Here is an 18,207-nt window from a genome sequence, read left to right as displayed (position 1 = left end):
CCGTCCACTGCCGGCTCCGCGGAACAAGCCCCGACGGGTCTTCGCGGCCCTACCTCCACGATCTGACGCAGCGTGACCAGGCCGGGGTCGGGACGCCGCTCACACCGCCGCGGCGGCTACTCGCGGCGACGAAACCCCTGTTGCTTTCCCGGATCGGCGATCCGGGAGCGGGCATTGTGGACAAACGTCGACCATCGCCTGGTGCCAGCTCAATCCACCGGCCCCCTTCTCCCCCGGGCGGGCTGCGCGCAGGGTGAGCGCGACCAGCGGCGGACGGGTGAGGCCGCGGGAGCAACGGTATGGACCACGACGCACATCGCGGTAGCTCAAATCTCGGTCCAAATCACCAGCGGAGGGTCACCGGGCCGAAGAGGCCGGCGGTGCGTTGGCCTTTGAAGACGAAGTGGGTGGGGCTGACCGCGTCAAGGTACGGGGCCAGCGTGCCGTAGACCGCCACCTCGATGTCGTTGTCGCCGTCGCGGAGTGCGCCGGCGGCGTCGAAGACGTAGGGCGAACAGACGCGGGCGCCGAGCGGCTGGCCGTTGAGGGTGACCTCGGCGGTGCCGCGCACGCGGCCCAGGTCCACAGTGGCCGGACCGGCGCCGGCGGCGGTGAAGCGGGTGAGGTAGCGGACGCCGCCGCTGTACTCGGGCAGGCCCACGTCTTCCCAGTCGCCGAGCGCGATGGTCCCGCTCCCGACCTCGAAGGTGATCGGGCCGGCCAGGATCGCGCCGTGCGAGTAGCCGGGTCGGGTGACGACGCGCAGCACGCATTCGCGCGAGTCGGGCAGGTCGACGGTCAGCGTCACCGGGTCACCGGCGCCCTTCGCCAGCGTGACGCCGTCTACGAGTACGGCGACCTCGCCGTACGCCGACAGGCGCAGCGCCGTGGCACCGGGTGGCACCACGAACGACAGCCACTGCACCGGCGGCTGGTCGGGCGCGGCGAGCACCACGGGAAGTACCGTGCCGTCGGCCGGTGTGTCTTCCAGCCAGGCGGTCTCCGGCAGCGGGTGTGGCCGGCGCGGCAGGTGCAGGGCCGCCGGGTCGCCGTACTGGCGGCGGCGTACCAGCGTGTCCACCGGCACGCCGTCGCGGGTGGCCGACCAGTGCCGGCCGGAGAGGGCGGCGCCGTCGACGAGGACGGCGGCCGCGGCCGTGCCTTCGGTGAGCTCGACCGACAGCTCGTTTTCACCTGGCCGCAGGTGCGGGGTGAGGTCGTAGCGGCGCACGCGCGGCGTCTCCTGTTCGGCGTACGGCTCGAAGCCGCCCTGCCGGCCGACCTCGACGCCGTTGACGCGCAGGACGCAGCGCTCCCGTGCGGCCACTTGCACGGCACCGGACGGCGCGCCGACCGCCGTCCGCAGTACCACGTGGCCGCCCGGAGCGCCGGCGGCGACCATCCACTCCGGACGTTCGAAGCGGGCGGGGTCGCCGACGACCGCGATGTACGCGCGCAGGTCGAGGTCTTCGTCCGGGGTCAGTGCCAGCTCCAGCGGGTGGCGCCCGGGCGCGAGCCGCACCTCGGTGAGCGCCAGGTAGCCGCGGTCGTCGAGAGGCAGTGGCGTACCGTCCAATGTGGCGGCCTTCGCCGCGGGCGCGCCGACCGCGAGCCAGCCGGTGACGTCGGCGGCCACCACCAGCTCGGTGCACACCCGCACGGGGGCCCCGGCGGTGGCCGGCCCGAGGGCGAGGAACTCTTCCGGCACGTGGGCCTTCGGGCCGAGCGTCTCGCGGTGGATCGGGTCTTTGCGGATGCCCCGCGAGGTGGAGTACACCAGCGGGCCGCCGGCGACCGCGTGCGGGCCGAACGTCGCGTAGGCCGGCGTCCAGGTCTCGCCGTCGAGGGAGTGCCGCACCTCCCAGCGCTGCACCGGGACCATGCCGCCGGAGGGCCGGGCGAAGTCGCCCCACGTGTTGTCCATGGTGGACACCAGCTCCGCCGTCCACTCGTCGCCGAGGTCGAGGGCGTGCGTCGGGGCGGGCGCCGGCGAAGGGGTCGCCGCCGACGGCGCGGAGGGGAAGACGAGCAGGGCCGCCGGGCCGCCGTCGAACGGCACGCGTACGTCGACCGCGTCGCCGGACGGTGTGCAGTCGAGCGGCCGCGCCCGCCCGGTGAACGGGTCGATGAGCAGCGCGTTGGGCGCGACGCCGCGTACCCGCACGGGGATGCTGTCGTGGTAGCGGCCGGGGTCGAAGTCGTACTCGGCGTCCAGCCAGCCCAGCGAGATCCCCCGCGCCTCGGGATTGCCCACGGCCACCTCGCTCGCCCGTGGGGCCGCGGCGGGCAGAAAGACCACCCGGGTGCCGTCGACGTCGCGGACCAGCGACGGCACCGGCGCGTCCACCGGCGGCGGCACGGCGGCCAGCAACGCGCCGAGGTCGTCGACGTCACGCACGAAATGCGCCCTGCCGGCCTCGAAATGGGCGAGCAGCGCGCCGTGTGACGGCAGCGCCCCGACCGCCACCAACAGGCCGCCGCCGGCCACGAAGGCGTCGAGGCGCTCCGCCACCCGATCGTCCACGAACGTCATCGCGGGCAGGACGACGACGCGGTACTCCTCGCCGGCGACCCGCACCCGGCCGCCGGTGACGTCGGCGCGGGCCAGCGAGTCGTCGTCGATCACGTCCGCCTCGCGGCGCAGCCGGTCGAGCACGCCGGGCACGGTGTTGAACCAGGTCATGTCGCCGACCAGGTCGAGGTAGGTGCGGTGGGCCAGGCGGGCGGCCGCGTCGGTCGCCACCTCGGTGGTCGCGGCACCCGGTACGCCGGTGCCGGCCTGCACGGTGGTGGTCGGCAGCAGCACCGCGACGTCGCAGACGTGCCGGCCGAGCGAGAGCGCCGCGCACAGGCGGGCCACCGCGCCGGCGAAGACGGGATAGTGCCGCCAGTACGGCTGCCGCCAGTCGGTCGACGGCGGCGCCCACTCCCACCAGCCGCCACGGGTCGAGTAGTAGGTGGCGTGCGGGTCGTAGAGCGTGGCGCCGGCCCGCAGCCAGGGCAGGAGCCAGTCGAACGTCTCCTCCAGCGTGCCACCCCAGCCGCTGGAGTGGAACGCCTCCAGCCAGGCGCGCGGATGCCCGTACAGGTGGGCGAGCGAGGAGTGCAGCCGGGCGTCGCCGTGGTGGTCGGAACCGGGCGCGCTGAACCACCGGTGGGTGCGGGCGTAATCCGCGTACAGCTGCACGCCCTCGATGGGATGGCCGGCGCGGGCCGGGTCCTGCTGGTCGCAGGCGGAGAGCAGCCCGTGCCGCTCGTGCCACTCGGCGTGCGGGCGGAAGAACGCCTCCTCGGCCAGCTCGGCCCGGGTCAGGTGGTAGTCGCGGCGGATCGCGCGACCGGCGGGATCGTCCACATCCCACAGTGCCGGCAGCACCGGCGCCAGCTCGTATCCGCGCCGCCGCGCGAACTCCGCGGCGAACGTGGGCGACCAGGTCGGCATCGCCGGCAGCTCGTCCTGGAACGAGCCCACGACGACCGTGCCGAGCCGGTGGCCGAGCCGCCGCTCGAACTCGCCGTGCACCCGGTCGAGCAGCGCCGCGCAGGCCTCCGGCGAGAGGTAGTCGAAGCCGCCCGTTTCGACGCTCCCGTCCGGCAGCAGCCACTGCCCCGCGTACCCGGGGTGCTCCTCCACGAGCCGGGCCGGGATGTCGGCCCCGGAGAAGCCGATCTGGTCGTAGAACCACAGCGACACGCCCAGCTCGGCCGCGTCGTCGCAGACCTCGTCGAGCAGCGCCCACCACTCGTCGGAGAAGAACGCCGGCCGGTCCGGGTCGCTGCCGAACAGCGGCCCGGTGGCGGCGAGGTTGGTGATGACGAGGTTGTGGATGCCACCGGCCGCGTACCGCTCCAGCTGCCAGCGCATCCGCCGCCGGTCGAGCGGGTCGCCGCTCCACCACCAGATGGCCGTCGGCGAGAACGCGCGCGGCGGCTCGGCCAGCACCGCGGCCAGCGAGGGGGGCAGCGTCATCCCTTGAGCCCGCTCGCGAAGCCCTTGATGACGTACCGCTGAAGCACCAGGAACACCACCAGGATCGGGATCGCGCCGAGCACCAGGCCGGCGAAGACGAGGCCGTAGTCGGAGACGTACTGCCCGACGAACGCGAAGATGCGCACCGGCACCGTCTCCTTGTCCGATCCGGCCAGGTAGAGCAGCGGCGTGAAGAAGTCGTTCCAGATGAAGACCGCGTTGAGGATCAGCACCGTGCCGGTGATCGGTCGCAGGAGCGGGAAGACGATCCGGGTGTACGCCTGCACGTGCGAGGCGCCGTCGACCAGCGCGGCGGCGGCGTACTCCTGCGGCAGCGCGCGGATGAAGCCGGTGTAGAGGAAGACCGTGAAGGGCAGCTGGATCCCCGTGTAGAACAGGATGATCGCCTGGTAGCTGCCGATGAGGTCGAGCCGGGAGAAGAGGTTGTAGAGCGGGATCATCCCGAGCTGGAAGGGCAGCACGATGCCGAGCAGGAAGAGGATGTAGAGCCCGTACCCGAGCCGGGTGCCGGTGCGGGCGATCCAATAGGCAGCACACGAGCCGACCACGATCAACAACACCAGACTCACCACGGTAATCAACGTGCTGCTCAGCAGCGCGCCACCCAGCGAGGCCGACGACCACGCCGACGAGTAGTTGTCCAATGTGGGTGGAGTGGGCAGCGACAGTGGGTGAGCGGCGATCTGCCCCGGGTCCTTTAGAGATAGCGTGATCAACGCATATACCGGAAAGACGAACACGACGGCCGCCACGACCATGACCAGCTCGAGCAGGAACGTACGAGGGCGGTACCGGTTCACGCGGAATCCTCCCGGGCACGCAGGTAGCGGATCTGCACCAGCGAAACGGCGGCGACGAAGAGGGCCAGCACGAGCGCCACCGCGGTGCTGTAGCCGTACCGGCCGAAGACGAACGCCTGCTTGTAGAGCACAGTGGACAGTGTCTCGGTCGCGTATCCCGGTCCGCCGCCGGTCGCCGCGAACACCTGGTCGAAGAGCTTGAGCCCGCCGATGGTGGAGAGCATCACGTTGATGGTGGTGGAGGGCGCGAGCAGCGGCCAGGTGACGTACCGGAAGCGGGCGACCGGGCCGGCGCCGTCGATGGTGGCCGCCTCCCGCACGTCCTTGCCGATGCCCTCCAGCCCGGCCAGGAAGATCACCATCGAGTAGCCGGCGTTCTGCCACACGACCATCGCGGCCACCGACCAAAGCGCCAGCGACGGGTCGCCGAGCCAGTCCTGCCGCAGCGAACCCAGGCCGACCGCGCCCAGCAGCCCGTTGAGGCCTTCGTCGGGCGCGGGGTTGTACACGTACTTCCACAGGAACGCGACCATCACCGGGCTCACCACGACCGGCGCGAAGAAGATGGCCCGCAGCAGCATCCGGCTCTTGATGCGGGCGTGCACGCCGAGCGCCAGCAGCAGGCCGACTCCATTTTGGACGACCACGATCGCGACGGTCAGCAGCAGCGTGTTCTTCAGTGCGCCGAGCGTCTGGTCGTCGTGCAGCAGGGTGTCGAAGTTGCGGAACCCCACGAACGACCAGTCGCCCAGCCCGGTCCAGTCGGTGAACGCGTAGACGACGCCGGCGATGCTCGGGTAGAGCACGATCGCGGCGTAGCACAGCAGCGCGGGCACCACGAAGAGCCAGGGCGGGCCCAGCTTGTTGCGCGGCCGCCGCCGCGCCGGTCGCGTCGGGGGTGCTGCTGGGCTCGACTCCGGTGCTGCGGTGGCCACGCTGCTCGCTCTCGTCACGGTCACTGAGCCTTCTTGTAGGCCTCGTCCATCTTCTTCAGCGCGTCGTCGACGGTGATCTTCTTGGCCAGCAGGTCCTGGATCACCGAGAAGTGCGTCGGCTGCACCTCGGCGTTGGGCCAGCGCGAACCGACCGCCGCGACGCGCCCGCCGTCGAGCAACGGCAGGAACGACTGGAGCGCCGGGTCCACCTTGGACGTCGCGTCCCGCTTGATCGGGATGGCGGCGACGACCTCGCACCACTTGTTGATGTTCTCCTGCTTGCCGAGGTACTCCACGAACGCGAGCGCGGCGTCCTTGTTCTTGCTCTTGGCGTGCACGCCCAGGCCGACGTTCGCGGCGCCCCAGGTGTAGACCTGGTCGGCCGTGTCCGCGTTCGGGAACGGGAACATGTCGATGTCGTCCTTGTTGGTGGCCGCGTCGCGGAACGCCGGCAGCAGCGGCGCCACCTGCACGGCCATCGCGGCCTGGCCGGTGCCGACCATCGCGGTCTGCTGCTCCAGCGTGGTGCCGTTGGGGTTGTCGTTGAAGAAGCCCTGGTCGCGCAGGCTCATGTAGAGCTCCATCGACTTCTTCCACCCGGAGTCGAGGAACGTCGCCTTACCGGCCAGCATCTGGTCGTCGAAGTCCGGGGTGTCGCGGTAGACGTAGCCGGCCACCAGCGCGTACGTGATGAGCTGGGTGACCCACTGGGTCTGCGCGCCGAGCGCGATCGGCACCTTGCCGGCCGCCTTGAGCTTCTGGCAGGCGCTGATCAGCTCCGGCCAGGTCTTGGGGATCTCGACCCCGGCACCGGAGAAGACGCTCTTGTTGTAGATGGCGCCGATGACGGTGAGTCCGGAGGAGAAGAGGTAGGTCTTGCCGTCGTAGGTGAAGGACGACTTGAGGTTTTCCGGGATCATCGAGACCCACGACTGGCCGCTCAGGTCGGCGAGCAGGCCCGCCTTGCCCAGCTCGGTGGTGGACATCGAGTTGCCCGCGCCGGGGTAGAGCACGTGCAGGTCGGGCGCGTTGCCGCCGCCGAGCTGGGTGCGCACCGAGGTGGTCACCTGGTCGGTCGGCGCGTACGAGGTCTTGAACGTCACGCCGGCGCCGCTGTCCGTGTACTGCTTGGTCAGCACGTCGAGCGGGCCCTTCTCGTCGGCGACGCCGACCAGGCTGAGCGTCTTGGACCCGCCGCCGCCCGACGAGTCGTCGCCGCACGCGGCGAGCAGGCCGGAGGCACCCACGCCGGCCGCCAGCCCGCCGATCATCCGCAGAAACTGAGCCCGGTTGAGACGGTTATCTGTCGCTGTCATGCGTTCCTCTCCCATGACTGTGAGAGCGAGTGTTAAAACTAGCAGAAATCTTGTTACGAGGAGCGTATGGCTGTGTCATCGGCGTGTCAAGGCAGACGTTTCGCCAGGTCAGAGCACATACGGAAGCGTGACGAAGCGACGTGATAACCCCGTGCAATCCTGTTACGTCACTGGAGGTTGACGAACAGGCCGCCGTCCACGAGCAGGCTCGCGCCGGTCACGTACCGGGCGGCGTCGGAGGCGAGGAAGACGGCGGGGCCGGCGAGGTCGTTCGGCTCGCCGAAGCGGCCCAGCGGGATCCGCTGGTCGAGGTAGGCCCGCTTGGCCGGATCGCTCCAGTCGTCCTTGTTGATGTCGGTGGCGATCGCGCCGGGCAGGATCGAGTTGCAGGTGATGCCGTGCGGGCCGAGCGAGATGGCAAGCGACTGCATGAGCGAGTGGATGCCCGCCTTGGTCGGCGTGTAGTGGGCCTGAAGCGCGCCACCGACCAGCGCGCTGATCGAGCTGACCGAGATGATGCGGCCGCCGCGCCCCTGCTCCACCATCACCCGCGCGGCCGCCTGCGAGCACAGGAACGCGCCCTTGAGGTTGACCCCCTGCACCCGGTCCCACAGCTCCTCGGGCATCGTGAGGAAGTCGTGGAACGGGCAGATGCCGGCGCTGTTGACCAGGATGTCCAGCCCACCGAGCGCACCGGCGGCCGCCGTCACCATCGCGGTCACCGCGGCGGAGTCGGAGACGTCCGCCTCGACCGCCACCGCCCGCCGGCCCAGCGCCTCGGCCTCGCGGACCACCGCGGCGGCGTCACCGGCGTTGTCGTGGCCGAACTCCGCGGTGCCGGGCACGTGGTAGTTGACCGCGACGTCGGCGCCGGCGGCGGCCAGGCCGAGCGCGATAGCCCGCCCGATGCCGCGGGACGCGCCGGTGACCAGCGCCGCCTTGCCTTCCAGCGTCATGGTGGTCCCTCCCGCGGGTACGGCCGGGTGAGCGTGACGTCCGGGTTGAGCCGCACGCCGAAGCCGGGCCGGTCGGGCACCCGGATCCGGCCGCCGACCGGCACCGGCTCGTCGAGCAGGAGCGGGCGCATCATCGGCACGACCTCGCTCCCGTCCGGGTGCATCATCAGAAACTCGGTGAACGGGCTGTTGGGCCGGCTCACCACGAAGTGGTACGAGTACACGCTGGACGCGTGCGGCACCACCGCCTTGCCGTGGCTGTCGGCCAGCGCGGCGATCCGCAGCAGCTCGGTGATGCCGCCGCACCAGCCCATGTCCGGCTGCACGATGTCGACGGCGCCGAGCTCCAGCAGCAGGCGGAAGCCCCAGCGGGTGGCCTCGTGCTCGCCCGCTGTCAGCAGCATGCGCGCGGGCATGCGGCGGCGCAGCTCACCGTGGCCCCAGTAGTCGTCCGGGAGCAGCGGCTCCTCGATCCAGCGCAGCCCCAGCGCGTCGGCGGCGTGCGCGAGGCGGGTGGCGTAGTCGACGTCGAGCGACATCCAGCAGTCCCACATCAGCCAGAAGTCGTCGCCGACCCGGTCGCGCATCTCGGCCAGCGCGGCCAGGTTGGCGCGCAGCCCTTCCTCGCCCTCGGCCGGGCCGTGCCGCAGCGGCAGCTTGCCGCCGATGAACCCCATCTCGCGGGCGAGGTCGGGGCGCGGCCCGGTGGCATAGCAGACGAGCTCGTCGCGCACCGCGCCGCCGAGCAGCTGGTGCACGGGCTCCTGACGGACGTGGCCGAGCACGTCCCACAGGGCCAGGTCGACGCCGCTGATCGCGTTGAGCACCACGCCCTTACGTCCATAGTAGAGCGTGGCGCGGTACATCTGGTCCCACGCCTTCTCGATGTCGCTGACCCGCAGGCCCTCGACGAGCCGGGCCAGGTGGTGCTCGACGATCCACGCGCCCACCTCGCCGCCGACGGTGACGCCGAAGCCGACGCTCCCGTCGTCGGCTTCCACCTCCACCACCAGCGTGCCGAGCACGTTGATGCCGAACGACTGCCGGCTCCCCCGGTACTCCGGGTAGCGGGCCATCGGCGTCGCGATGTGGTCGTCGATCCAGTGGCCGGTGTCCTGGTCGTGGTAGTCGCCGCCACCGCCGCGCACCGTGTACGCGCGCACCTGGCGGACGATCGGCATGCCCATGCTCACGCCTCACCGCAGAAGACGAGCACCTTGCTGGCGTCCAGCGAGCCGGCGGCCAGCGCGGCGAACGCGTCCGGCGCGCCGCCCAGCCCGGCCCGCCCCTCCACGAGGTGTTCCAGGCCTGGCGGCCGGGTGGCGACCCAGGCGGCCGTCTCGCGGAACTCCGCCGAGGGGTAGCAGAAGCTGCCCAGGATGGTGCGCTCGTAGGTGCTCACCGCGTACGCGGCGAGGGTCACCTGGGGCGCGTTCATGCCGACGAGCACGACGCGGGCGCCCAATGTGGATCTGTCGAGCGCGGCGGCGAGGCTGGCGCTGCTGCCGACCGCGTCGAGCACCACGGTCGCGGCACCGTCGACATCGGACGGATGGGTGGCGTCGAAGCCCAGCCGGGACAGCAGCGCCCGGCGGCCCGGGTGTGGCTCGCTCACCACCACCGCGGCGGCACCGAGGCGGCGGGCCGCGAGCGCGCAGGCCTGCCCGATGGGCCCGCCGCCGATCACCAGCGCCCGGTCGTCCGGGCCTACGCCGCCCCGCTTGGCCGCGTGGTAACCGACAGCCAGCGGCTCGACAAGTGCTCCGTACTCGATGGGAATGTCGGCTGGCAGGACGACCACGTTGCGCTCCGGCACGGTCATGAGCTCCGCGAAGGCCGACCGGTAGGTGGGGTCGACGCCGATGACCCGGCGGCGCGCGCACAGCTGCTCGGTGCCGGCGGCACACTGTGGACAGTCGCCGCAGCCGATGACCGGGTTGACCGTCACCAGCGTGCCCTCGCCCTCGACCCGGCCGACCGTCTCGTGCCCCATCACCTGGCCGGGGTGGCGCCGGCCGTTCTCCCCGGTGTAGCCGTGCAGGTCGGAGCCGCAGATGCCGGTGGCGGCGACCCGGATCAGCACCTCGCCGCCGGCGGGCACCGGGTCGGGGACCTGCTCCACCCGCAGGTCACCGGGTCCGTGGAAGACGAGCGCGCGCATCGGTCACTCCCCCGCCACGACGCCGTCCGGGTACCGGTCGAAGACCTTGGGGTCGTAGAGCGGCACGATGTGGTCGGCGACCTGGCGGGTGCGCTCGTAGCAGGCGAGCCCCTCGTACATGTTCTCGTTGATGCCGAGCATGCGGCCATCCTCGACGTTCTCGTAGTAGAAGAAGGCGTCCGACGCGACGACGGTGCCGGCGGTGGAGTCGACCTCGACGGCGACCGAGGCGCGGTGGTGCGTGCCCGCCCACCACGTGCGCAGGCCGGGCACCACCTCGTCTTCGTCCTCCAGCAGCCGCACCCGGTCCCACGCGTCGGTGACGAGGTGCACGAGCACCTCGCGGGAGAGCGAGGTCCACCGGTTGTCGTGCGGGTGGTCGTGCGTGGTGTGGAAGTGGATCCAGCCCCGCTTCGACAGGCACACCCGCGCGTTGCGGAAGAGCGGGATGCCCGCGGTCGTGTAGAGCTGGAACGGCGTGGCGAAGACATGGGTGACCTCGTCGGGGCGCACACCAACGCGGCCCAGCTGGGCTTCGAGGGTCTCGCCCTCGTCCCGCTGGTACAGCGCGCGCGGCCCCAGGATCGAGGTCCAGATCTCGTTGAGCGGCGCGAGGTCGGCGGGCGCACCGGTGTTGACGAGCGCGGTCACGCCCTCGCCCCGGACCAGCAGCACGTTGAACGAGAGCGGAAACCAGCGGTCCCACTCCCCCATCCAGAAGAGCTCCGGCCCGGGGATCTCCGTCCGCCCGACCGGGAGCGCCCGCACCGCGAACGTCATGATCCGCACTTTAGCCCCGCCATCGCGGCGGATGTCAAGGATGGAGACGCTTGTTCGCATACGTGAACTGGCGCTACCGTGCGTGGCGTGGAGACGGTCAAGTCGGCGCAGCGCGTGCTCGCGATCCTGGAGCTGTTGACGGGGCGCGAGACCCCGCTGACGTTCACCGACATCGCCGGCGCGCTTGGCTATCCGCGGTCCAGCCTGCACAGCCTGCTCGCCACGCTCGTGCGATCCGGCTGGGCCGAGCTCGACCCTGTCACCCGGCGCTACACGCTGGGCATCCGCGCGTGGCAGGCCGGCAACACCTACCTGCGCGCGGTCGACCTGGCCGACCGCGCGCGGCCACACATGGAGCGCGTCCGCGACGCCCTCGGCGAGACCGTCCAGCTCGCCGTCCTCGACGGGCGGCACAACGTCTACGTCGCGAAGGTCGACGGCACGCAGATGCTCGTGCTCGCCTCAGCCGTCGGCCGGCGGCTCGCGGCACACGCCACCGGCGTCGGCAAGGTGCTGCTCGCCGACCTGCCCGACGCCGAGCGCCGGTCTCTGCTGTCCGGCCAGCCGCTGGAGCGCTTCACCGAGCACACGCTGACCGACCTCGGCCGGCTGGAGGAGGAGCTCGCGCGGATCCGCGAGCGCGGCCACAGCACGGACAACGAGGAGTACACCCGCGGCGTCCGCTGCGTCGCCGTGCCGGTGCGCGACCACACCGGCCGCACGGTCGCCGCGATGAGCGTCTCCGTGCCCACGATCCGCTTCGACCAGGCCCGCGCCGACGACGCCCTCGCCCGGCTGGCCGCCGCCGCCACCGCCCTCTCCGCGTCACTCGGCTGGTCCCCCGACGTGACGTTTTCCTGAGCGGTCCCAGGTCTCCGGCGCGACGGCCTGGACGGCTGGACGCCCGCAGATTGTAGTATCGTCCTACAAGACGGGAGGTGCGCGGATGGGCCTTGCGGCGGCGCTGCCGGACGGGTTCGACCGGCTGCTGCGCGGTGCCGTCGACGTGCACGTCCACGGTCAGCCCGACCTGTCGGCCGGCTTGGCCAACCGGGGCGACGACGTCGAGGTGGCGCGGTTGGCGCACGCGTACGGCATGTCGGGCTGGGTCCTCAAGTCACACCTGTGGGCCACTATGGACAGAGCCGCACGCGTCGAGCGGGCCATGGCGGAGACCGGATTCAGGGTCTACGGCAGCATCACGCTCAACCCGCCGGTCGGCGGCCTGGAGCCCGCGGTCGTCGAGCTCGCCGCCGCGCATGGCGCGCGGGTGGTGTTTCTGCCGACGTGGGGTGCGGCCGCCGACACGGCGCGCGACGGATACATCTCGACGCTGCTGCGACGCCTCTCGCCATCCTTCGGCGAATACAACGCCCGCACGGCCGTCGCGCTGCTCGACCCCACCGGTGCCCTGTCCGGGCGGGCGCGCGCGGTGGTCGACGCCTGCCACGCGCTCGGCCTCGCGCTCGCCACCGGCCACGCCTCCGTCGAGGAGAGCCGCGCGGTCGCCGGGTACTGCGCGGCGGTCGGGCAGCGGCTGCTCGTCACCCATCCGCTGCACTACACGAAGGATCCGGCGCGGCTGCGTGAGTTCGTCGACATGGGCGCCTACGTCGAGTTCTGCAACGCGCCACTGGTGCATCCGGACGGGCATCTGACCGTCCGCGACGTGCACGAGGCACTGACCGCGGTCGGGCCGGAGCGGGCGATCCTCACCACGGACGTGTTCTCCCGCTGGGTGCCGCCCGAGCCGGAGTGCCTGCGGATGTTCGTCGAGCAGCTCGCCTACCTCGGCTGGACCGCCGAGCAGATCGCCACGATGGTGGTCGCCAACCCCCGAGCGTTTCTGGAGATGCGGCATGAGAGTTGACGCGATCGATCCCGCGGACATGACCGACGAGCAGCGACCGCTGTACGAGCGGTACACGACCGGCCCGCGCGCGGCGCCGGACAGCCCCTTCCTGCTCGTCGGCCCGGACGGCCGGCTCCAGGGGCCGCCCGCGGTCTGGATCCTCAGCCCCACGTTCGGCCAGGCGCTCGTACACATCGGCGGAGCGGTGCGGTTCGGCTCGCGGCTGCCGGCCCGGGCGTGCGAGATCGCGATCCTGCTCGTCGGCCACCGCCATCGCAGCGCTTTCGAGCTGTACGCACACCGGCGCGCGGGGGCGGCCGCCGGTCTGACCGAGGCGGACATCGCCGGGCTGGCCGACGCGCGGGAGCCCGCGGGGATGTCCGATGTGGAGTCTTGCGTCTTCCGCACGACGCGGCGGATCCTCGACCGGGGCACGCTCGACGACGGCGAGTTTCGCGACGCCGCCGGTGTGCTCGGCGAGGCCGGCCTCTTCGAGCTGGTCACCATCATCGGCTACTACACGATGGTGGCCATGCAGCTCGCCGTCTTCGACGTCCAGCCGCCGGAGGCGCCGTGAGCTACTCCATCTGGATCCTCGAGTACGGCTTCGTCGACCGCTTCCCGGCGAGCAACATCTTCGCGGCGCAGCCCAACGAGGGACACCGGCCGATGCCGTACTGCTTCGGGCTGGTGCGGTCGGCGGAACGCTGCGTGCTGGTGGACACCGGCTTCGTCGACCAGGCGGTCTACGACCGGCTCACCGCGAAGTACGGGCACACCGCGTGGCGCGCGCCGGTCGACGTGCTCGCCGGCGTGGGTGTCGAGGCCGAGCAGGTCGACACGATCCTGTTGACGCACAACCACTTCGACCACGCCGGCTGCGTCGACGCGTTTCCCGCCGCGCACGTCTACATCCAGCGGCGGGAGATCGAGCAGTACCTTGCCGCCGCCGCCCGGCCGGGCCGGTTCGAGTTCCTCACCCGCTTCTGCCAGCCAGACCTGCCGCGGCGGCTGGCCGCCCGGCGGGCGACGCTCGTCGACGGGGTGGCCCAGGTGGCGCCGGGCATCGAGCTGCGGCCGGCGTACGACACCCACACCGCCGGCTCACAGGTCGTCGCGGTAACCAACGAGGCGGACGGCACATGGGTGTTCGCCGGCGACAACATGTACAGCTACGAGAATATCGAGGGCCTGCGCGGCGACGGTGTCTTCGTGCCCATCGCGATGAGCACCGGCAGCGCCACCACGTGGCTCGACCTCGCCGACGAGATGCTGACCAGCGTCGGCGGCGACAGCCGGCGGATCCTGCCGTTTCACGACGCCGCCGTGTGGGACCGGTTTCCGACCGCCACAGTGGACGGTGGCCTGCACGTGGCGGAGGTGTCCCTGGCCGGCGGGCATCCTAGCGTCGTGCCCGCAGGCCCCACCGCGCGATGAGCCGGGTGGCGAGGGCGTAGGCGAGGTGACCTCCCGGCCACTGCGTCACGTTGTGGCCGGCCGGGTCGTGGTAGTAGTTGTGGCAGCCGGACTCCATCGCGGAGGCGCGGGTGGCCAGCCGGCGGTCGACCCACGCGACGAAGCGCCGCGCCGCCGCGGGTGACGTGTCGATGCTCCGCGCGCGGCCGCGGGCCAGCCGCCGCACGGCCGCCACGACGACCTCGGCCTGCCGCTCCAGCTGGGCGATGATGGACACGCCGCCGTTGGTGTTGGGTCCATAGAGGATGAAGAAGTTGGGAAAGCCGGGCACGGTGATGCCCATGTAGGCACTGGCCCGCTCGCGCCAGGCGTCGTGGATGCTGCGCCCGTCGCGACCCTTGACGTCGATGCTGGCCAGAAACCTCGTCGGCTGGAAGCCGGTGCTGAGCACCAGCACGTCGACCTCGCGGGCGGTGCCGGTCGCGTCGACCACCCCGGTCGGGGTCACCCGGCTCACCGCGTGCGGCACCAGCTCCACGTTGTCGCGGTTGAGCGTGGGATAGAACGTCGAGGAGATGACCGGTCGCTTGCATCCCCACGGGTAGTCCGGTGTCACCGCCGCCCGCGTCACCGGATCGTCGATGCTCTCGGCGATGAACCTGTGGCACACCTCGCGCATCCGCCGCTGGCGGCTGGAGCCGGCGTCGTACCCCTTGAACCGCCGGTTGCCCTGGTGGAAGATGCGGGCCCGGCTCAACCGCTGGGCCAGCGGCACGTTGCGATACCACCACCGCTCGCGCGGGCTGAAGTCTCGCTCGTGCTTGGGCTCGATCCAGCCGGGCTGCCGCTGGAAGACGTAGACCTGGCCGGCGACCGGCGCGATGGCCGGGACGATCTGCACGGCGGTCGACCCGGTGCCGACGACCGCGACCGACTTTCCGGTGAGGTCGTGGTCTTCCCACCGCGAGGTGTGGAAACACGGCCCGGCGAAGGTGTCGAGCCCCGGCCACTCGGGATAGCGCGGCACGTTGAGCAGGCCGAGCGCGGAGATGACGACGTCGAACTCCGTGCTCTCACCGTGCTCTGTGGACAGCACGTAGCAGCCGCTCGACTCTTCCCAGACGAGGTCGGTGACCCGCGTGTTCAGGCGCAGGTGCGGGGTGAGCCCGAAGCGCTCGACCACGTGCTCGGCGTAGGCGAGCAGCTCCGGCTGGGTCGCGTGGGTGCGCGGCCAGTCGTACTTGAGGAACGAGAACGAGTACGCGTGCGAGTGCACGTCGACCTCGCAGCCGGGGTATCTGTTGTCGAACCAGGTGCCACCGACGCCGGCGGACTGCTCGAAGATGACGAACCTGACCGAGCCCAGCCGGCGGAGCTTGACCGCGGCCGCGATGCCGCCCAGCCCGGCACCGATGATGGCCACCCGGACCGGAGTGTGGTCGCGCCTCATCGGCTGGGCGGTGCCGGATAGTCGTCGGCGTTGAACACCCAGCCCTCCATGGCCGAGAAGTCGAAGCGCGGTGGCGAGAAGACGTCGACGAGGTGGTTTTCGCCCGCACCGATCGCCTCGCTCGTGTGCAGTGAGGGCGGCGGGATCACCGTGACGGACGGCGCGTGGCACAGCTCGTGCTCGTCGTCTCGCCAGTGGGCCCGGTTTGTCGTCCACGGCCAGCGGATGTGGTGCACGTACTCCCCCGCCAGCACGATGGAGCACTGCTCGAAGTCGTCGTGCTTGTGCGGCGACAGCTTCGCCGGGTCACGCGGGCCCTGCTTCGGGTCGATGAAGTTGACCATGAAGGTGGTGCAGCGGTACAGGCGGAACGGCGGGCTCGACAGCGGTGGCACGGTCAGGTCGTAGCTGCGCACGCGATAGCCGCCGACGGGCTCGGGCCACGGCTGGAACGGCGGGATGTTTTCGTGCGGCTCGGCGTAGGACTCGGCGTTGGCGGCGAGCGCGGCGACGTCGGCTGAGCGCGTGGTCAGCAACCGCAGCACGCGCCCCTGCCCGGTGACAGTCACCGTGCTGTCGCCGGGCGGCAGGACGAGCATCGTGCGGCCGGTCACCGAGACCTCCTCGCCCGGCGCCTCCACGCGGGCGGCGAGAGCGTCGTCGGCCAGCAGCACCACGTACTCGTCGGGCTGCCCACGGCGCGTGAACTCGGCAGTGCCGTCCACTTCGGAGTATCCGACGACGAAGTTCTGCCCGCGGGCGTACCAGGTCGCGACGCCGTCGGTCTTCTCCACCGGGGCCAGGTCGCGAAACTTCACGTGCTCCGACCCGGAGAACCGCTCCGGCACGGCGGAGGCCGCCGCGCTCGCCGGCAGGGTCGAGCGCAGATCGCTGGCGTCATACGCCATGGGGTTTCCCTCCGGAGAGTCGGCTGCGGACGTCGGCGACGGCGGACGCCGCGGCGCTCCTCAGCAAGCTGGTGTCGTTGCCGACCATGACGTACCGGTAGCCGCGGTCGGCGGCGGCCTGTGCCTGCGCGGCGCTCCGCACCGCGGTGCCGGCGGGCACACCACGCGCCTGGGCGGCGGCCAGCAGCCGGTCGACGAGCTTCTGGATCGACGGGTCTGCCTCCGGCAGCCCGGAGGACAGCTGTAGGTCGCCCATGCCGAGAAAGACGCCGTTGAGCCCGGGGACGGCGAGGATGTCGTCGACCGCCTCGATCGCGGCGCGCTCCTCCAACTGGACCGCGCGCATGACTTCCTCGTCGCCGAAGCGCAGGTACTCCGCGCGCGGGGTGGCACCCCAGCGCCCGGCCCGCGAGGTGATGCCGATGCCGCGCTCGCCGCCCGGTGAGAAGAGCATCTGCCGGACCGCCGCACTCGCCTCGGCGACGGAGGTCACCCGCGGCACCAGGATGCCGTCGACGCCGGCGTCGAGCAGCCGCTGGAGGTAGCCGCCGCTGCGGTCGGGAACGCGGACGAGGACCGACATGCCGGCGCCCTGCGCCACGACCGTTGCCTGGTAGGCGAACTCGAACGTCAGCGGCGCGTGCTCCTGGTCGACGACGACGAAGTCGAACCCGGCGTCGGCGAGGATCTCCACCGGCTCGAGCGCCGGAATCTTCACCCACGTGCCCACCAGACACCGATCGCTGGAAGCCAGTCGGCGGGCGAAACCCAACCGCACGATAACGCTCCTCACGTGGGATTTCAGTCCGCAAGATTGTAGCATCGTCATACGATCTGGAACAACGGCGGAGGCGCCGGTGCGCGCTGGGTACGATGTGCGGGCACACCTGGTACAAGGAGGACGGCGGTGACCCGAGCCAATACGTTGCGGGTTGAGCGGTCGCCGGCTCTGATCCGCTCGCAGGTGGTGGAAAACCTGCGGCAGGCGATCCTCGACCGCCGGCTCGCGCCCGGGCAGCGACTGATCGAGCGCGAGCTCGTGGAGCTCACCGGCGTCTCGCGCACGAGTGTCCGCGAGGCGTTGCGCGAGCTGGCCGCGGAGGGTCTGGTCACCGCGATCCCCAACAAGGGGATGATCGTCACCAGCGTCAGCGCCGAGGAAGCGCGCCAGCTCTACCAGGTGCGCGCGGTGCTGGAGGCGCTCGCCGGCCGCCTCTTCGTGGAGCACGCCGGCGCGGCACAGCGCAAGGCACTCGTCCGCGCGCTGGAGCGGATCGAGCGGCTGGCCGCGAAGGGCTCCCCGGTCCTGGCCGCCAAGGACGCCTTCTACGACGTGCTTTTCGAAGGCGGCGGCAACGACGCGCTGCGGTCGGTCGCGGGCAGCCTGCACGCGCGAGTGAGCGTGCTGCGCTCGCTGTCGCTGTCGGTGCCCGGCCGGGTCGAGCACAGCACCAAGGAGCTGCGCGCGATCGTCGACGCCGTGCTGGCGGGCGACGCCGAAGCCGCCGCCGCGGCCTGCGCGCGCCACGTCGAGGAGGCCGGCCGGGCGGGGCTGACCGCCCTCTCCGAGCAGGACGGCGCGTAGCGCGCCCTTCCCCGGCGCCGACCAGATTGTATGATGGTCGGACATTCGGAGGGAGCG

16 protein-coding genes are annotated in these 18,207 nt (G+C 71.5%); 5 read left to right on the top strand and 11 right to left on the bottom strand.

What is annotated here, in order from left to right; all coding sequences use genetic code 11:
* Window positions 1-343: 343 nt before the first annotated feature.
* From ACTMTJ_RS22235 to ACTMTJ_RS22200, 8 genes are all read right to left on the bottom strand, one after another.
* Window positions 344-3,970 carry a glycosyl hydrolase gene (locus tag ACTMTJ_RS22235; protein WP_441219532.1) on the bottom strand — a complete coding sequence of 1,209 codons (3,627 nt, stop codon included), beginning with the start codon at window positions 3,968-3,970 and terminating at the stop codon, window positions 344-346.
* The gene (locus ACTMTJ_RS22230; protein WP_441219530.1) at window positions 3,967-4,791 is read right to left on the bottom strand and encodes a carbohydrate ABC transporter permease; all 825 of its coding nucleotides are present in this window, start codon (window positions 4,789-4,791) and stop codon (window positions 3,967-3,969) included. Before ACTMTJ_RS22230 ends, ACTMTJ_RS22235 begins: the two co-directional genes overlap by 4 nt.
* Window positions 4,788-5,750, bottom strand: a complete 963-nt coding sequence (locus tag ACTMTJ_RS22225) for a carbohydrate ABC transporter permease (protein ID WP_441219528.1) — start codon at window positions 5,748-5,750, stop codon at window positions 4,788-4,790. The genes ACTMTJ_RS22230 and ACTMTJ_RS22225 overlap by 4 nt, the downstream gene beginning before the upstream one ends.
* Window positions 5,747-7,042: an ABC transporter substrate-binding protein gene (locus tag ACTMTJ_RS22220; RefSeq protein WP_441219526.1), complete on the bottom strand. Its 1,296-nt coding sequence runs from the start codon at window positions 7,040-7,042 to the stop codon at window positions 5,747-5,749. Before ACTMTJ_RS22220 ends, ACTMTJ_RS22225 begins: the two co-directional genes overlap by 4 nt.
* A 167-nt stretch (window positions 7,043-7,209) precedes the next feature.
* Window positions 7,210-7,998, bottom strand: a complete 789-nt coding sequence (locus tag ACTMTJ_RS22215) for an SDR family NAD(P)-dependent oxidoreductase (protein WP_441219524.1) — start codon at window positions 7,996-7,998, stop codon at window positions 7,210-7,212.
* Window positions 7,995-9,185, bottom strand: a complete 1,191-nt coding sequence (rhmD, locus tag ACTMTJ_RS22210; RefSeq protein ID WP_441219522.1) for an L-rhamnonate dehydratase — start codon at window positions 9,183-9,185, stop codon at window positions 7,995-7,997. Before rhmD ends, ACTMTJ_RS22215 begins: the two co-directional genes overlap by 4 nt.
* Window positions 9,186-9,187: 2 nt before the next feature.
* Window positions 9,188-10,159 (bottom strand): zinc-dependent alcohol dehydrogenase, encoded by a 972-nt coding sequence (locus tag ACTMTJ_RS22205; RefSeq protein WP_441219520.1) that lies wholly within the window; start codon window positions 10,157-10,159, stop codon window positions 9,188-9,190.
* 3 nt (window positions 10,160-10,162) lie between these two features.
* Complete coding sequence (locus ACTMTJ_RS22200; protein WP_441219518.1) at window positions 10,163-10,939, bottom strand: hypothetical protein; 777 nt, start codon at window positions 10,937-10,939, stop codon at window positions 10,163-10,165.
* 87 nt (window positions 10,940-11,026) lie between these two features.
* On the opposite strand from ACTMTJ_RS22200, the gene ACTMTJ_RS22195 reads away from it, so the two are divergent.
* The 4 genes from ACTMTJ_RS22195 to ACTMTJ_RS22180 all read left to right on the top strand — a co-directional run bounded on the left by ACTMTJ_RS22195 (window position 11,027) and on the right by ACTMTJ_RS22180 (window position 14,228).
* Window positions 11,027-11,800: an IclR family transcriptional regulator gene (locus ACTMTJ_RS22195; protein WP_441219516.1), complete on the top strand. Its 774-nt coding sequence runs from the start codon at window positions 11,027-11,029 to the stop codon at window positions 11,798-11,800.
* 85 nt (window positions 11,801-11,885) lie between these two features.
* Complete coding sequence (locus ACTMTJ_RS22190) at window positions 11,886-12,809, top strand: DUF6282 family protein (RefSeq protein ID WP_441219515.1); 924 nt, start codon at window positions 11,886-11,888, stop codon at window positions 12,807-12,809.
* The gene (locus tag ACTMTJ_RS22185; RefSeq protein ID WP_441219514.1) at window positions 12,799-13,368 is read left to right on the top strand and encodes a carboxymuconolactone decarboxylase family protein; all 570 of its coding nucleotides are present in this window, start codon (window positions 12,799-12,801) and stop codon (window positions 13,366-13,368) included. The genes ACTMTJ_RS22190 and ACTMTJ_RS22185 overlap by 11 nt, the downstream gene beginning before the upstream one ends.
* Window positions 13,365-14,228, top strand: a complete 864-nt coding sequence (locus tag ACTMTJ_RS22180; protein ID WP_441219513.1) for an N-acyl homoserine lactonase family protein — start codon at window positions 13,365-13,367, stop codon at window positions 14,226-14,228. Before ACTMTJ_RS22185 ends, ACTMTJ_RS22180 begins: the two co-directional genes overlap by 4 nt.
* Here ACTMTJ_RS22180 and ACTMTJ_RS22175 read toward each other — a convergent pair.
* Genes ACTMTJ_RS22175 through ACTMTJ_RS22165 form a run of 3 tightly spaced genes read right to left on the bottom strand, consistent with a single transcriptional unit; the run spans window position 14,194 to window position 17,283 of the window.
* On the bottom strand, window positions 14,194-15,657 hold the full coding sequence (locus tag ACTMTJ_RS22175) for a flavin-containing monooxygenase (protein WP_441219512.1): 1,464 nt from the start codon (window positions 15,655-15,657) through the stop codon (window positions 14,194-14,196). The genes ACTMTJ_RS22180 and ACTMTJ_RS22175 overlap by 35 nt on opposite strands.
* Window positions 15,654-16,565, bottom strand: a complete 912-nt coding sequence (locus ACTMTJ_RS22170) for a hypothetical protein (protein WP_441219510.1) — start codon at window positions 16,563-16,565, stop codon at window positions 15,654-15,656. The genes ACTMTJ_RS22175 and ACTMTJ_RS22170 overlap by 4 nt, the downstream gene beginning before the upstream one ends.
* A complete protein-coding gene (locus ACTMTJ_RS22165) occupies window positions 16,555-17,283 on the bottom strand; it encodes an HpcH/HpaI aldolase family protein (RefSeq protein ID WP_441219508.1) in 729 nt (242 codons plus the stop codon). The genes ACTMTJ_RS22170 and ACTMTJ_RS22165 overlap by 11 nt, the downstream gene beginning before the upstream one ends.
* A gap of 189 nt (window positions 17,284-17,472) precedes the next feature.
* Here ACTMTJ_RS22165 and ACTMTJ_RS22160 point away from each other — a divergent pair, with 189 nt between their 5' ends.
* Entirely contained in the window at window positions 17,473-18,150 is a 678-nt protein-coding gene (locus ACTMTJ_RS22160) for a GntR family transcriptional regulator (protein WP_441219506.1), read from the top strand.
* The last annotated feature ends 57 nt before the right edge of the window (window positions 18,151-18,207 follow it).

The sequence above is a fragment of the Phytohabitans sp. LJ34 genome, assembly GCF_052068095.1.
Taxonomy (GTDB): domain Bacteria; phylum Actinomycetota; class Actinomycetes; order Mycobacteriales; family Micromonosporaceae; genus Phytohabitans.
The sequence above is the reverse complement of the archived record's forward strand: the minus strand, read 5'-3'. Positions and strand labels throughout refer to the sequence as shown.